At 61.9% G+C, this 14,551-nt stretch carries 17 protein-coding genes; 8 read left to right on the top strand and 9 right to left on the bottom strand.

What is annotated here, in order from left to right:
• Positions 1 to 905 precede the first annotated feature (905 nt).
• Complete coding sequence (locus tag EOC94_RS31040; protein WP_164759243.1) at positions 906 to 1,466, top strand: ankyrin repeat domain-containing protein; 561 nt, start codon at positions 906 to 908, stop codon at positions 1,464 to 1,466.
• Between the two features lie 42 nt (positions 1,467 to 1,508).
• Here the strand turns inward: EOC94_RS31040 and EOC94_RS31035 are convergent, their stop codons facing one another.
• Both EOC94_RS31035 and EOC94_RS31030 read right to left on the bottom strand, forming a co-directional pair.
• Positions 1,509 to 2,036: a gamma carbonic anhydrase family protein gene (locus EOC94_RS31035; RefSeq protein ID WP_127295331.1), complete on the bottom strand. Its 528-nt coding sequence runs from the start codon at positions 2,034 to 2,036 to the stop codon at positions 1,509 to 1,511.
• A gap of 104 nt (positions 2,037 to 2,140) precedes the next feature.
• On the bottom strand, positions 2,141 to 2,479 hold the full coding sequence (locus EOC94_RS31030; protein WP_127295329.1) for a hypothetical protein: 339 nt from the start codon (positions 2,477 to 2,479) through the stop codon (positions 2,141 to 2,143).
• A gap of 150 nt (positions 2,480 to 2,629) precedes the next feature.
• Between EOC94_RS31030 and EOC94_RS31025 the strand changes: the two genes are divergently transcribed.
• Complete coding sequence (locus tag EOC94_RS31025) at positions 2,630 to 3,361, top strand: hypothetical protein (protein WP_095489507.1); 732 nt, start codon at positions 2,630 to 2,632, stop codon at positions 3,359 to 3,361.
• Between the two features lie 132 nt (positions 3,362 to 3,493).
• Here EOC94_RS31025 and EOC94_RS31020 read toward each other — a convergent pair whose 3' ends face one another.
• Entirely contained in the window at positions 3,494 to 3,697 is a 204-nt protein-coding gene (locus EOC94_RS31020; protein ID WP_013531334.1) for a DUF3126 family protein, read from the bottom strand.
• Positions 3,698 to 3,848: 151 nt separating this feature from the next.
• Positions 3,849 to 4,697, bottom strand: coding sequence for a serine O-acetyltransferase (gene cysE / locus EOC94_RS31015; RefSeq protein ID WP_127295327.1), 849 nt, complete (start codon positions 4,695 to 4,697; stop codon positions 3,849 to 3,851).
• A gap of 145 nt (positions 4,698 to 4,842) precedes the next feature.
• Here cysE and EOC94_RS31010 point away from each other — a divergent pair, with 145 nt between their 5' ends.
• The gene (locus EOC94_RS31010) at positions 4,843 to 5,442 is read left to right on the top strand and encodes a hypothetical protein (protein ID WP_127295325.1); all 600 of its coding nucleotides are present in this window, start codon (positions 4,843 to 4,845) and stop codon (positions 5,440 to 5,442) included.
• A gap of 77 nt (positions 5,443 to 5,519) precedes the next feature.
• On the opposite strand, the gene EOC94_RS31005 is transcribed toward EOC94_RS31010, so the two are convergent.
• The 3 genes from EOC94_RS31005 to EOC94_RS30995 all read right to left on the bottom strand — a co-directional run bounded on the left by EOC94_RS31005 (position 5,520) and on the right by EOC94_RS30995 (position 7,510).
• Entirely contained in the window at positions 5,520 to 6,287 is a 768-nt protein-coding gene (locus tag EOC94_RS31005) for an alpha/beta hydrolase (protein ID WP_164547221.1), read from the bottom strand.
• Between the two features lie 20 nt (positions 6,288 to 6,307).
• Positions 6,308 to 6,820, bottom strand: coding sequence for a DUF192 domain-containing protein (locus EOC94_RS31000; RefSeq protein WP_127295321.1), 513 nt, complete (start codon positions 6,818 to 6,820; stop codon positions 6,308 to 6,310).
• Positions 6,821 to 6,934: 114 nt separating this feature from the next.
• Complete coding sequence (locus EOC94_RS30995) at positions 6,935 to 7,510, bottom strand: cold-shock protein (protein WP_185928364.1); 576 nt, start codon at positions 7,508 to 7,510, stop codon at positions 6,935 to 6,937.
• A gap of 239 nt (positions 7,511 to 7,749) precedes the next feature.
• Here EOC94_RS30995 and gloA point away from each other — a divergent pair, with 239 nt between their 5' ends.
• Positions 7,750 to 8,190, top strand: coding sequence for a lactoylglutathione lyase (gene gloA / locus EOC94_RS30990; RefSeq protein WP_127295319.1), 441 nt, complete (start codon positions 7,750 to 7,752; stop codon positions 8,188 to 8,190).
• Positions 8,191 to 8,336: 146 nt separating this feature from the next.
• Positions 8,337 to 8,630 (top strand): DUF2218 domain-containing protein, encoded by a 294-nt coding sequence (locus tag EOC94_RS30985; RefSeq protein WP_127295317.1) that lies wholly within the window; start codon positions 8,337 to 8,339, stop codon positions 8,628 to 8,630.
• Positions 8,631 to 8,640: 10 nt separating this feature from the next.
• On the opposite strand, the gene EOC94_RS30980 is transcribed toward EOC94_RS30985, so the two are convergent.
• Both EOC94_RS30980 and ilvA read right to left on the bottom strand, forming a co-directional pair.
• The gene (locus EOC94_RS30980; protein WP_127295315.1) at positions 8,641 to 9,195 is read right to left on the bottom strand and encodes a DUF1697 domain-containing protein; all 555 of its coding nucleotides are present in this window, start codon (positions 9,193 to 9,195) and stop codon (positions 8,641 to 8,643) included.
• Positions 9,196 to 9,205: 10 nt separating this feature from the next.
• Complete coding sequence (gene ilvA, locus EOC94_RS30975; protein WP_127295313.1) at positions 9,206 to 10,462, bottom strand: threonine ammonia-lyase IlvA; 1,257 nt, start codon at positions 10,460 to 10,462, stop codon at positions 9,206 to 9,208.
• Positions 10,463 to 10,669: 207 nt separating this feature from the next.
• On the opposite strand from ilvA, the gene EOC94_RS30970 reads away from it, so the two are divergent.
• The 3 genes from EOC94_RS30970 (at position 10,670) to EOC94_RS30960 (ending at position 14,550) form a co-directional block, all read left to right on the top strand.
• Positions 10,670 to 12,073: an aminopeptidase P family N-terminal domain-containing protein gene (locus EOC94_RS30970; protein WP_127295311.1), complete on the top strand. Its 1,404-nt coding sequence runs from the start codon at positions 10,670 to 10,672 to the stop codon at positions 12,071 to 12,073.
• Between the two features lie 101 nt (positions 12,074 to 12,174).
• Positions 12,175 to 13,242 carry an alpha/beta hydrolase gene (locus tag EOC94_RS30965; protein WP_127295309.1) on the top strand — a complete coding sequence of 356 codons (1,068 nt, stop codon included), beginning with the start codon at positions 12,175 to 12,177 and terminating at the stop codon, positions 13,240 to 13,242.
• A gap of 141 nt (positions 13,243 to 13,383) precedes the next feature.
• Positions 13,384 to 14,550, top strand: coding sequence for an alpha/beta hydrolase (locus tag EOC94_RS30960; RefSeq protein ID WP_127295307.1), 1,167 nt, complete (start codon positions 13,384 to 13,386; stop codon positions 14,548 to 14,550).
• The last annotated feature ends 1 nt before the right edge of the window (position 14,551 follow it).

Below are 14,551 nucleotides of genomic sequence, written 5' to 3'. Positions count from 1 at the left end.
GAGGTTAAGCGCGTCGCATGAATGCGACGCGCTTAAGGAGAAAACCCGGTCGAGTCCCCACCCTCCCCGTCCCCAACGACCGGGTTTTAGGAGCCGGCCCCGTCCCCGGGCCGGCTCCACCTTTCGGGGGAGACCGGAGGAAGCCCCGATAGGAGAACTCGACTTGAGCGTCGCCAAATTTTGACGTATTGAAAGAATTGTGGAGACGTTCTCTAGTTCGTCTGGGAGCCGTCATTGGTGACTGTATGGATGCCGATCTCAAATTCGGCATCTACCGCTGTAATACTGCGGAGTGGCACTCTTACGGGTGCCGTCTAGTGCGAGGGCTATCCCTCCTGAATAAGGGGCAATCGCTTACAGGTTGCTGCACATCCGCTTCATGTTGATGAAGCAAAAGGATGTGTCAAATGAACAATTCAAACAAACTAACAAAACTCCGAACCGTGCAGGCCAAGAAGCAAAATTGGCGATGCTTCTACTGCGGTTTTCAGATGTGGGATGGAGACCCGACGCTGTTTTCAGAGCGTTATCATCTCCCTGTAAGATCGCTCAACCGCTTCCGCTGCACCGCGGAACATCTGAAACCCCGGATGGACGGCGGCGAGGACAGACCAGAGAACCTTGTTGCGGCGTGCAAGTTTTGCAATCAAACCCGGCATCGAATGGGTAAAGTGCTATCGCCGGCCACGTACCAGCGGCACGTCCGAAAGCGAATAACGGCCTGGAAATGGCATCCGCTCGCGTGTCACCACTTGTTGAAATGATGCAGCGTCAGACGATCCATCGGAAGGCCACGGCCGCTACGGACGTCGGAACAGAGCCAGAAACTCTTGGCTAGAGCCAGCTTTCCAAGGGCAATTGACCGATGCAGTATGAACCATCAATTCAACCTCCGGATCGCTGCGATGTTGGAAATCCCGGAAGATCGATGCGAGCGCCACCGCCTGTTCAAGGCCATCGACGACGCGTTCAAGGCGGGCGACTTCGAGGCCCTCGGTGTGGCCCTCGGCGGCTCACCCTGCTGGTTCGACGAGCAGATGCCCTTTGAACTCGGCCTTGGGCATCCACTGGAATATGCGATCTATTGGAGCCCCACTGCTTTCATCTCGACCTTACTGGATGCGGGCTCGGACCCGAACTATCACCACCATGGCGGTTTTCCGGCAATCATTGCGGCACTGTCCACCGACCGGGCTGACAGACTGGAAATCGTCCGAATCCTGATCGATGGTGGCGCAGACCTCAACATGCGGGGCGTAAACGACTGGACGCCGCTTCACTATGCGGTCGCCATCCGTAGCGTCGATGCCATCCGCCTGCTGTTGGCGGCGGGCGCCAACCCATCGCTCGAAACCCGCATCGACGACTATACGACAGCCCTCGAGGACGCCGACAATGCCGGCTTTGAAGCCGGCGCTTCGTTTTTGCGCGATGCGATGATCAGGCGCGGCCCCAATGGACGGTGAGTTGGGCGACGATGCCGGTGAACCATATAGCCGAAGGCTGGCTCAGGCCTTCGTCAGCCCCGCCTTGAAGCGCTTGCCGTTGGCCACGTAGTGCGCGGCCGAAGCGCGCAGCCCGGCGACCGCGGCATCGTCCAGCGCTCGCACCAAACGCGCGGGCGAGCCGATGATCAGCGAATTGGCGGGGGATTCCTTTCCTTCCGTGACCAGGGCGCCGGCACCGACCAGCGAATTCTTGCCGATTTTCGCGCCGTTCAGCACGATGGCGCCCATGCCGATCAGGCTGTTGTCGCCGATCGTGCAGCCATGCAACAAGGCGCGATGGCCGATCGTGCAGCCTTGCCCGATGGTCAAGGGAAAACCGACATCGGTGTGCATGACCGTGTGTTCCTGCACATTGGTGTCGGCGCCGATGACAACAGGCTCGTTGTCGCCGCGGATGACGACGCCGAACCAGAAGCCGGCGTTGCGGCCGACCCTGATATCGCCGATCAGGGTGGCGTCGGGCGCGATCCAGTTGCTGTCCGCGTCCTCGAAGCCGGGGGCCTTTCCGTCGATCGCATAGAGCGGCATTTTTCGCCTCCGAATCGTCTCACACTAAGCTTTGCATGTCGTCATCGCAAAACCGCTGCACACCCTTGGGTCAAGCCCAAGGGCATGCTTTTGCGCGACATGCACTAAACGTTCGCAGAGCCTAGAAGCGTGCCGGTCCGGGATGCAATATCGATCAGCGCTATGCCCAAAGCCAACGCCCAGATCGTCGCAGTGCAGCCGCAGGAGATCAGCGCCAGTGCCGAAATGCGGCCTTCCCGCCAGGCGTCCAGGGCGTCGTTGGCAAACATCAGGGGACCGGCGCATGCCGTCGCGACCAACGAGCGCAACATATGCTTTGGCGACACATAGGGCTCGACGAAGGCAAGCCGGCGGCCTGATACCAGCTCCATTGCCGATCCAACCAGTCCGCACGCCGTCAGCCCAACCATAAAAGCGAAGAGAGTGTGTTCGACCGGACCCATCTTTACCTTCCATTTACCATGAAATCGCACAGTCGTGTCGACAGGCGCGTTGCAAGAGCCGTGCCGCGCCACATGTGCCGCTTGAGGACACCCAAAGGGGAACACCCAAGGGGACATCTTGGGACAGGCGGCCGATAACAGGGGATCGCGATGAAGCAGGCAGCCACCGCCAACGGCCCGCAACTCACCGTCGTCGATTCCAAGCTGATGAGGCGGGTGTTCTACGTGTTCGCGGCGCTGGCAGTGCTTTCGGTGGCGATCAGCCTTGGCGGCAAATGGTTCGGCCGCTCGATCGCCATGGCCGGATACACCGACGACACGACAACCCACGAGGTCGTGATCGGCAACAACGTCATCGCCGTGCCGGCCAATGTCGTCCGCTTCGACCAGGCCCGGCGCGACGGCATCGCCTCGCGCCTCGACCTCTATCTGCGCTATCCCGAGATGGACGGCTACAGCGAGGCTGCCCGGGACGATTTCAACAACACCGGATCGAGCAAGAACATCATTTTCCTGTCGCTCGAACGGCAGATAATGTCGCGCGACATGAGCGGCCGCTTCACGCCGATCTACAGCGCCCTGATCGCCCAACCCGGCACGCCCGGCCCGGGCGGCACCACACTCTACGGCTTCACCGAGAAATCAGGCTATCTCAACGAGGTGCTGGCGGTCGGCAATCGTCGGGGCAAGGACCCGTTCGTGGCCCGCTGCCTGAGCGGCCCAAGTGCTGCGCAATCGCTGGCGCCCTGCGAACGCGACATCCTGGTCGGCGACAAGCTCAGCCTCACCTACCGTTTTCCCAAAGACTTTCTGGCGGACTGGCAGGTGCTCGATGCAGCCATCGCCGCCGAGGCCACGCGTTTCCTGAGGACCGGACGCTAACGCGTTGTGTCTGAAAGGAATTTATGCGACGCGCTTTGGTGGAAAATCGCAAACGGCGGAGATTGGCAAAAACCCCTCTCCGCCCAGGGATGACGAACCCGGGGTGCCTGCCGCCAACCGCAAACTCCCGGCTCAGGCCAGGTCGATGTCGAGGATCGCCATCGAGAAATTATAGTCGCCGTCGTCCTCGTCCTTGAAGACGATGCCGAGGAATTCGTCGCCGACATAGACCTCGGCCGAATCGTCCTTGCGCGGCCGTGCCTTCACTTCAAGCTTGGGGTTCTGGAAGACGCGCTTGAAATAGGCGTCCAGCTTTCTGATTTCGTCCGGCTTCAACAGTCTTCTCCGATCGTCGGTCTTGCTCGTTTGAGCGCGCTTCTGGCACGTCGACAATGGCGATGTAAAGGCAAGCCGACCGGATATGCGAGAACCGACAGGCGGCAGAGCCGGCAAACGGAGTTCGGTTGCCAGCCCTGCGGACTTGAAATCAGATATCGAAGCTGACGACGTGGTCCATCGACTGAGACGGCAAAAGCTGGTCCATCTGCCGCGAAGGCTGGTCGCAGCCGGTCTCGCCGACGACGCGGGCCGGCACGCCGGCAACCGTCTTGTTGTGCGGCACCGGCGACAGCACCACCGAGCCTGCCGCGATCTTCGAGCAATGGCCGACTTCGATGTTGCCGAGGATCTTGGCGCCGGCGCCGATCAGCACGCCATAGCGGATCTTGGGATGGCGGTCGCCGCCGGCCTTGCCGGTGCCGCCCAGCGTCACGCCGTGCAGGATCGACACGTCGTCCTCGATCACCGCCGTCTGGCCGACGACGAGGCCGGTGGCGTGGTCGAGGAAGATGCCTTTGCCGATGCGAGCGGCCGGGTTGATGTCGGTCTGGAACACCGAGGACGACCGGCTCTGCAGGTAGAGCGCGAAGTCCTGACGGCCTTGGTTCCACAGCCAATGCGCCAGCCGATGGGTCTGGATGGCGTGAAAACCCTTGAAATAGAGCACCGGCATGATGAAGCGGTCGCAGGCCGGATCGCGGTCGTAATAGGCCTGGATGTCGACACGCACCGTCGACGCCCAGTCCTTGTCGTCGGCTGCCATCGCCTTGAATGTCTGGCGGATGAGATCGGAACCGATATCCTGATGGGCGAGCCGCTCGGCCAGCCGATGGATGACCGCTTCCTCCAGGCTTTCCTGGTTGAGGATGGTCGAATAGAGGAACGCCGCCAGCAGCGGATCGCGGTTGACCGCCTCCATCGCCTCGTCGCGGATCGAGCGCCAGATCGGGTCGATCGGCTTCACCATGGTGGGGCGGGCAATCGTAACGCTGTTCATCAATGATCTCCGGCCATCTACTGGCTCAGGCTTGGCAGCTTGCCTATTCTCCGGCCGCACATATAAGCCAGATCATAGCACGGTTGAACTCAATTTTCCTTAGTGCTTTGTCAAATGGATTTGGTTCACGGAAATTCAAGCGGCCATGGAAAACGAACCCTTGATCGACGCGCCGCTGAAGCGCGAGCTTTCCGCGCTCTACCGGGCCGAAGGCCGCCACTATCACAACCTCGCCCATATCGAGGCGATGCTGGCGCTGGCCGGGCACTATCGGGCATCCCTGCACGACCCCGAGGCGGTCGAGGCGGCGATCTGGTTCCACGATGCCATCTATGATGGCCGAGCCAAGGACAACGAAGCCAAAAGTGCCGCCCTTGCCGAGAAAAAGCTCGCCGGCCGCACGGATGCGCAGCGCCTCGGCCGCATCACGGCGATGATCATCGCCACCGCCACGCATGAGTTGCCGCGCTTTAGCGACGAGAATGCGGCCCGCGACGCAGCGCTGTTCCTCGACATGGACCTGGCGATCCTGGGTGCGACGCCTGATGCCTTCGACGCCTATGAACAGGCGGTTCGCCGCGAATATGGCTGGGTGGAAGAGCCGATGTGGCGTGCCGGCCGCAGTGCTGTGCTGAAGAATTTCCTCGCCCGCCCACATATCTTTCACACCGAGGAATTCCGGCAGCGGTTCGAGGCTCAGGCTCGGCAAAACATGGCGCGTTCGCTCAAGGCGCTTGAGGCATGAGCTCTGCCGCGGTGCGGAACCGTTGATTCGGCAGGACAGAGGGGGGCGCGAAGGATCACTACAGATCGGCTTTGTGCTCACAGCGGATTTTCGGCATAGAACTCCAGCACCCGCTGCTTGAAAGTCTTGTCGCCGACGGCCAGCATGTGGTCGCGGCCCTCGATGTGAAAAGCCTTGGCGTTCGGCATCAAGGCGGCCAGTTCGTCGGGCGAACCGCCGATGTCGTCCTTGGTGCCGACGGCAATCAATGTCGGCTGGGCAATGCGCGCAATGTCGGCCTCGGCCAGCAATTCCCGCGAGGTGGCAATGCAGGCGGCCAGCGCGCGGCGGTCGCTGCGGGTCTGGTCGGCGAAGGCGCGAAACGAACGGCCGCGCGGATGGCTGGTGGTATCGGGATCTTCGGCCAGAAGGGCGGCGGCGATCGGATCCCAATCGCCGACGCCGTCGATCATGCCGATGCCGAGACCGCCGAAGACCAGCGTCGCCACCTTGTCAGGGTCGGAAAGCGCCAGGAACGCCGACACCCGCGCACCCATCGAATAACCCATGACATGGGCGCGTTCGACGCCGAGATGATTCAGCAACGCTGCCCCATCGGAAGCCATTTTTGCGGGCGTGTAATCGGCCTCTTCATAGCTCTTCGACGAGGCACCATGGCCGCGATTGTCGAAGGCGATGGCGCGGTAGCCGGCATCGTTCAGCGCCTTGAACCAACCGGGCGACACCCAATTGACGTAGTGGGTCGAGGCAAAGCCATGGATCATGAGCACCGGATCGCCCTGCCCCGATGCCGGCTGGCGATCGAGGAAGGCGAGGTCAAAACCGTCATGGGAGAAAAACTGCATCTGCGACGGATCCTGCACGTTCAGTTGTGCGCAGTGCCGATTGCCGGGTGGCGCAACAAATCGCCGTCCTCGATGCCGCCCCTGGCGGCGGTGCCCGCCTTGAGCTCGAGCACGAAGCGAACCGGCTCGCCGGGCGAGATCATCGCCTCAGATTGCGGCTCGCCTTGCTTGATCGCTCGGATCCTGCCGTCCTGACCGATGAAGATCAGGTCGAGCGGCATCGGCGTGTTCCTCATCCAGAAGCTTACGTCCCGAGGCTCCTCGAACACGAACAGCATGCCATGATCGTCGGCCATCTCCTCGCGAAACATCAGGCCGGCCTCGCGCTCGGCGGAGGTGTCGGCGATTTCGATCGAGAAAGAGCGTTCGCCGCCTTTCGTCACCGCGACCAGCGGTTGCGGGTCGACGGCAAGGATCATCGCCCGGCTATCTGCCGAAGCCGGTTGCTGCCAATGGAAGAAAGCGCCCGTGGCGACGACGAAAGCGATCGCGGCGCATACCACGCCCGTTGTCAGCCAGTTCCTGTGAGTCATCCAAAATCCTCGGCCGGAAATCGTCCTAAACCATGATCCCGAACCTGCAGTTCGGAAAAGATCATGGTCAAGCAAAAAGCACCAGGCCCATCCCGATTCGATCCTGATGCGACCTTAGTGCGAGACCGGCAAGGTACCCATATCCGGGTGGATTTCGGCAGCCATAAGGCCTTTGTCGCCGCGCCCGAAGCGGACCAGCACGACCTGCCCCGGCCTGAGCTCCGTAATGCCGTAGCGGCGCAGCGTCTCCATATGGACGAAAATGTCCTCGGTGCCCTCGCCCCGGGTCAGGAAACCGAACCCCTTGGTGCGGTTGAACCATTTCACCAGCGCCCGCTCCAGGCCGCTTTCCGGCGTCACCGAGACGTGGGTGCGCTGATCCTGCATTTCCGCGGGATGGACCGCTGTGGTGACATCCATGGAGAGCACACGGAACGCCTGCAATCCGCGCTCACCATGCTTGACGAGGCAGACGACGCGCGCGCCTTCCAAGGCAGTCTGGAAACCGTCCTTTCGAAGACACGTCACATGGAGGAGAATATCGCCGGAAGAGCCGTCATCGGGAAGAATGAAACCGTAACCCTTGGCCACATCGAACCATTTGATGGCGCCCGCAACCTCGACAAGATCAGCGGCATCGCCGCTTTCGTCCCTTCGCAAGGCGTCGTTACCGGTTCCGTCCCGCCCCATGAAAGAGGCCTTTTCCCCCATAAGAACGCCCCCCTTTTTCCAAGAATACCGCAACTGATTCTTGACGTTAGATTAACACTGCCGCTTCCGGTGTGTGCAAGACCTGACGTGCCTTTTTTCACGGTTGATTGCAGGAATACCGGATTTGTTGTTTGCCGGCGTGCCCGGCTATCGGCAATTGCCCTTTGGCCGGCTGGCCCCTATGTTCCGCCGCAACGCAACATTTCGAGGAAAATCCCATGCGCTACCTGCACACCATGGTCCGCGTCGCCGACATCGATGCATCGCTCGATTTCTACTGCAACAAGCTTGGCCTCAAGGAAGTGCGTCGCCACGAAAACGAACAGGGGCGCTTCACGCTGATCTTCCTCGCCGCTTCCGAAGACGAGCAAAGCGGCATCGCCGAAAAGGCGCCGCTGATCGAGCTCACCTACAATTGGGATCCTGAAGACTACAAGGGCGGCCGCAATTTCGGCCACCTCGCTTATGAGGTCGACGACATCTACGCCACCTGCCAGCATCTGATGGACAAGGGCGTCACCATCAACCGGCCGCCGCGCGACGGCAACATGGCGTTCGTCAAATCGCCGGACGGCATCTCGATCGAGCTTTTGCAAAAAGGCCCGGCCAAGGCCAAGGCCGAGCCCTGGGCGTCGATGGCGAACACCGGAAGCTGGTAGCCAGTCACAAGATCGAGAGCGGGCACGACCTAGCCGGGCATTTTTATGGCGTTTCTCAAGATCGCGCCTATCTGTCCGGCCATCGCGCCTGCTTCCGAAATTGGCGCATCCAAAAGATGCGCGCTTGCTTCAGGAGAAATCCATTCATGCCGACCAGCCATGTCGATGTCGCCACCGGACATGCGAGCCGCTATCTGCAGCAGCTCTGCAAGCACTGGGCGCACAAATTTCCCGTCGAGTTCGATCCGAACCACGGGACAATCGATCTCTCACTGGGCCGTACGGTTCTGGACGCCGATGCGGCAGCGCTCCACATCGCGGTAACCGCTGACGAAGCCGGCTCGCTGGAGCGCCTGGAAACGGTCGTCGCCGATCACATCAAACGCTTCGCTTTCCGCGAAGAGCTGACCTTCGATTGGAAGAGAGCTTCGGCAGCGTAGGCGACCACGTTCAGCCACTTCTCCCAGCCAACTCCAGCAGCGCCAGCACCGTGCGCCAGTTGCGCGCGGTGGCGGGCACTTTCAGTGTGCGCGGGATGAGATTGGCAAACACCGATTTGCCCAGACCTTCCGGTGCATGCAGGTAAAGCACATCGCCCTTGATCTCGAACCGTTCGGGACCGGTGCATTTCTCCGAAAGACGGGCCGTCTCCTCAGGTGTCGGCGCGCGCTCCAGCGCATAGGCGTGAAGTTTCGTCGGCTCCCCGGCGACCTCTGGATAGGGATTTTCCGCCGCCAGCCGCTCGAACCAACCGAGATCGCGCACCATGATGCGCGAATAAAATCCCCATTTCTTCTCGAAGGCCGTTTCCAGCTGTCTGGTCAGCGTGGCGGCATCACCCTTGGCCGACCGGAACACGACGTTGCCGCTCTGCACATAGGTGGCGACGTCGCGAAATCCGAGCTCCGCGAAGAACGACCGGAGTTCGGCCATCCTGACGATGCGGTTGCCGCCGACATTGATGCCGGAAAACAACGCTACGAAGATTTTCGCTTGGGCACTCATGTTCGGGCGCTCATATGATGAACCCGGCCAGCGTCTCGTTGTCGGTGATGTCCTGATACTGGACGCCCTCGGCCTCGAAATTCGCGTGGAGCAGCTCGAAATTGCGGCGGTCCTTGGTTTCGATGCCGATCAGCACCGAACCGAAATTGCGCGCCGATTTTTTCAGATATTCGAAGCGGGCGATGTCGTCGTCAGGTCCGAGCAATTCGAGGAAATCGCGCAGCGCGCCCGGGCGCTGCGGAAAGCGGATGATGAAGTACTTCTTCAGCCCCTCGAAACGCAGCGCCCTTTCCTTCACATCCGGCAGCCGCTCGAAGTCGAAATTCCCGCCCGAAACCACCACCACGATAGTCTTGCCCCTGATCTCCTTCTTCGAGAAATCCTTGAGCGCGTCGATCGCCAGTGCGCCGGCTGGCTCCAGCACCACGCCTTCGACGTTCAGCATCTCGACCATGGTCGCGCAGAGCCGGTTTTCCGGGATCAGCCGCACGGCCTCAGTGGCAAATTCCCTGAGATGCCGCAACGGTTCACGGCCGATCTCGGCCACCGCCGCGCCATCGACGAAATTGTCGACCTTGGCGAGCTTGATGCGCTTTCCGGCGGTGAGGCTCTCGCGCAGGCTCGGCGCGCCGGCCGGCTCGCAGAAGACGAAGCGCGTGTCGCGGCGCTGATCGGCGAAATAATGCGTGACGCCCGCGGCCAGACCGCCGCCGCCGACCGGCAGCATGACAATGTCCGGCATGCGGGCGCCCGGCATCTGGCCTGATATCTCGTAGGCGACGGTCGCCTGCCCCTCGATGATGTCCTTATGATCGAACGGCGGCACCATGTGCGCGCCTGAGTTTTCGGTGAACTCCAACGCGGCGCGGTAGCAGTCATCGAAAAAGTCACCGACCAGCCTGATCTCGACGAATTCGCCACCGAACAGCCGCGTCTTGTCGATCTTCTGCTGCGGCGTCGTCACCGGCATGAACACCACACCCTTTTTGCCGAAATGGCGGCAGACGAAGGCAAAGCCCTGCGCATGGTTGCCGGCGGAAGCGCAAACGAACAGCTCGGCATCGTTGCCGGCGGCGAGCGTCTTGCGGAAGAAATTGAAGGCGCCCCTGATCTTGTAGGAGCGCACCGGCGACAGGTCCTCGCGCTTCAGCAGCACGCGCGCGCCAGTCTTCTTCGACAGATAGTCGTTTTCCTGCAGCGGCGTCTCCGGGAAAATCTGGCGGATCGCGGCAGCGGCGGCAGCGACGCGGGAGGAAAAACTGGTCATGGCAAGATCACCCCCGATCGTCTGTAGGTAGCGCAGCATGCATTTGGTTTGCCGCGACGCGGTGGTCACAAACCTAGCACACGGCGCGTGCGTTTGATCCCCAGCCTATTGCATATCCAATCTCGCGAAGCCATTGTCCGGCCGGTTCATGCGCCCCGTCACGGGGGTATTCCCAGAATCCTTGCAAGCACTTGGAGGCGTTTGTTCATGCCCGTCGCATCGGTTGCCCTGAAAACCATGTCGCTGCCGGAATTCGGCGAGCCGACGGTGATGCCGCTCGTTGCGCGCACCACCTACGAGGCACGCATCGGGGCACTGGTGGCGCGCGGCAGCAAGGCCGGCTTCGACGCTTTCGTCGTCTATGGCGACCGCGAGCACGCGGCCAATGTCGCCTATCTCACGGGCTACGATCCGCGTTTCGAGGAAACGCTGCTGGTCATCGTTCCCGGCAAACAGCCGAAACTCCTCGTCGGCAATGAGGGCTGGGGCTATGCCGAGATCTGCGATGGACCTTATGAACGTGTCCTCTACCAGACGTTCTCGCTGCCGGCGCAGCCGCGCGACCGCTCGCCGGCACTCCTCGACATCCTTGCCGACTGCGGCCTGAAAGCCGGCCAGCGCATCGGCGCCATCGGCTGGAAGCCGTTCGGTCCCGGCGATGCCGGCTTTGGTGAAACAACTCTCGACTTGCCCTCCTTCATCGCCGACACGCTGCGCACGCTTGCCGGCGACAAGCACACGGTGGTGAATGCAGCGAACCTTTTGATGAACCCGGCAGACGGCCTGCGCGCCATCAATGAAGCCGACCAGCTCGCGTCCTTCGAATTCGCCGGGACCTATTCGTCGCAAGGCCTGCGCAACGTCCTGCAAGGCATCGAACCCGGCATGACCGAGTTGCAGGCGGCGCGGCTGATGGGTATCAACGGCCTGCCGCAATGCTGCCACCTCATGCTGTCGGCCGGCAAGCGCGCCCCCTATGGCCTGCCAAGCCCCCGCCTCGACGTCATCAAACGTGGCGATCCAATCACCATGGCCTATGGCCTCCACGGCTCGCTCAATGCCCGTGCCGGTTTCCTGGCCGAGGGCGCAACCGAGCTTCCGCCCGACATAAGCGACTACGTCGAAAAACTGGTCGCGCCCTATTTCGCTGCCGTCGTCGACTGGTACGAGACCGTCGGCATCGGCGTCAGCGGCGGCGCCCTGTGGAAAGCCGTGCACGACCGCATCGGCGATCCGTTCTTCGGCGTCTCGCTCAATCCCGGCCACCTCGTCCACATCGACGAATGGATGCATTCGCCGATCTTCGCCGGCTCCGACATCACGCTGAAGTCGGGCATGGCGCTGCAGGTCGACATCATTCCGGCAACCGGGACGGATTATTTCACCACCAATATCGAGGACGGCATCGCGCTGGCCGACCAGGCCCTGCGCGAGGAAATCGCCGCGCGTCACCCCGAAGCCTGGCGCCGCATCGAGGCGCGCCGCGCCTTCATGACGGACGTGCTCGGCATCCGTCTCAGGCCGGAGGTGCTGCCCTTCTCCAACATCCCGGCCTTCCTGCCGCCGTTCTGGCTTTCGCGCAACAGTGCGATGGCCGTCGCAAGACGCTGAGCGCATTTCGGCCGGACATGACTTACTTCTGCCGCACTTCGACTGTCCGGGAGGGTTCGCGGAGGTTGGATAGGCCTTTCGGCCGGAGTGGAATTTCAGAGTTGAAGAAGATTTGTATCATTGCGCTTGCCTTGCTTGTTGCCGGCTGCGGCGGCCGGCAAACCGAGGAACTGCTCGGCAGCGCCATTGTGTCCGCGCCGGTGACGGAAATTGCCGGCAACCACTCGATCTTCATCGCCACGACGCGCAAGCGCTCCGACGATCCCAGCAAGGTCTTCGACCGCGAGCGCTCGGCCACGCTGAACTATGCCCGCCTCAACGTCACCGTGCCGGGAAGCCACGAAACCGGCCAGATCGAGCGGCGCTCGCGCGGCAAGTCGAATGACCCGGCCAAATACTTCATGGCCTCCGAGGTCGTCGGCTACGACACCGCGCCGAAATTCTCCAGCGCGCTCAGCGCCGACATCGCCGCGCGCGGTGGCCGCGTCATGGTCTTCGTCCATGGCTACAACACCGGCTTCGACGCCGCAGTCTACCGCGTCACGCAGATCGCCCATGATTCCGGTTATCCGGGCACGCCAGTGCTGTTTTCCTGGGCCTCGGGCGCCAAGACCAGGGACTATGTCTACGACAGGGAAAGCGCCAGTGCTGCCCGCGACCAGTTGGAAGTGACGCTGAGGATGCTCGCGCAGACCGGCGCGCGACGCATCGACATCGTCGCCCATTCGCTGGGAACCTGGGTCACCATGGAGGCGCTGCGCCAGCTCGCCATCAACGGCGACCGCGATCTCGGCGGCAAGCTCGGCGACGTGGTGCTGGCCTCGCCCGACATCGATGTCGACGTGTTCAAGAGCCAGATGCGCCGCTATGGCAAGCCGGACAAACCTTTCATCCTGCTCCTGTCCGACGACGACCGGGCGCTGCGGCTCTCCGGACTTATCGCCGGTTCGCGGCCACGCGTCGGCGACTACAAGGACGCCGCCGATCTCGCCGACTATGGCGTCAGCGTCGTCGATCTCTCCAGCGTCAAGGGATCGGATCGCTTTAACCACACCAAATTCGCCGACAACCCCGAACTGGTGAAGATGATCGGCCAGCGGCTGCGCGAGGACGACGGATTTGCCAGCGACCGCGAGGTGACCGACCGCATCCATCTGCTCGGACAGTGAGGTGCGTTCCACGCCCTGTTCCGCAGGCTTTCGTGATACACGATTGCGCCACCATCGGATCGCTTTCAACTGGACCAGGCCGGCCTCTGGCTCTATCGAAACCAAAGACGTCATACGGTTGACGTCCCTTCGGGAGCCTGCGTGACCGCGCGTTCGAAGATGTTTCTCGTCGTTGCGCTGGCGCTCGCTGTTACCGGCTGCGCCGGCCGGAAGACACACGACCTTCTCAACACGACAACTGTGACGGTGCCTGCCTCCGACATCGCGGCCACGCATGAGATCTTCGTCGCCACCACCCGCGAGAAAGCTACGAAAGATCCGCGGCAGGTGTTCGATGGCAATCGCTCGCTGACCACCAGCTTCGCCCGCGTCGAGGTGACGGTTCCGAAGGTCCATCAGCTTGGCGCCATCGAGCGCGTCAAAGGCTCCGCAAACAGCAATCCAGCGAAGGATTTCACCGCGACGAATGTCGCCTTCTATGAAGGCGCCCCCCAATTCGCCAAGGCGGTCGGCGCCGACATTGCCATGCGCGGCAACCGCGCGCTAGTTTTCGTGCATGGCTTCAACAACGGTTTCGACGATGGCGTCTACCGGCTGACGCAAATCGCGCACGATACGAAATATCCCGGCACGCCGGTTCTGTTCTCATGGGCGTCGAGCGGCAAGACCACGGGCTATATCTACGACAAGGAAAGCGCCAATGCCGCGCGCGACGATCTCGAAGAGACGCTGCGCATGCTGGCCAAGACGAAAGTCAAGAGCATCGACATCATCGCTCATTCGATGGGCACCTGGGTGACGATGGAGGCGCTGCGCCAGCTTGCCATCACCGGCGACCGCGATCTCAGCGACAAGCTTGGCTATGTCATCCTTGCCTCACCAGATATCGACGTCGATGTCTTCAAGAAGCAGATGATCCGCTACGGCAAGCCCGACAAGCCGTTTGCCATCCTGCTTTCGGGCGACGATCGCGCCCTTAGACTCTCCTCGCTGATCTCCGGCGACAAGCCGCGCGTCGGCGACTATGGCGATGCGGCCGACCTCGCCAGCTATGGCGTTTCGGTGGTCGACCTCACCAAGACCAAAGGCGGCGACCGCCTGAATCACGCCAAATTCGCAGACAATCCGTTCCTAGTGCAGTTGCTCGGCGACCGACTGCGCGCGCCCGCCGGCCTGGCGTCCGAAGAAGCCAATCCGGCGCAGCCGATCGACAATCTCGGCCAGGGCATCGGCAAGGCCGTCGGCTCCGTCGCCGAGATCGTCATCACCACGCCGTTCAGGGTGCTGACCATCGCCACCGGCGGATGAG

Source organism: Mesorhizobium sp. M6A.T.Ce.TU.016.01.1.1 (assembly GCF_003997065.1).
GTDB classification, from domain to species: Bacteria; Pseudomonadota; Alphaproteobacteria; order Rhizobiales; family Rhizobiaceae; genus Mesorhizobium; species Mesorhizobium mediterraneum.
Note: the sequence above shows the minus strand (reverse complement) of the source record. Positions and strands in the feature narration are given on the sequence as shown.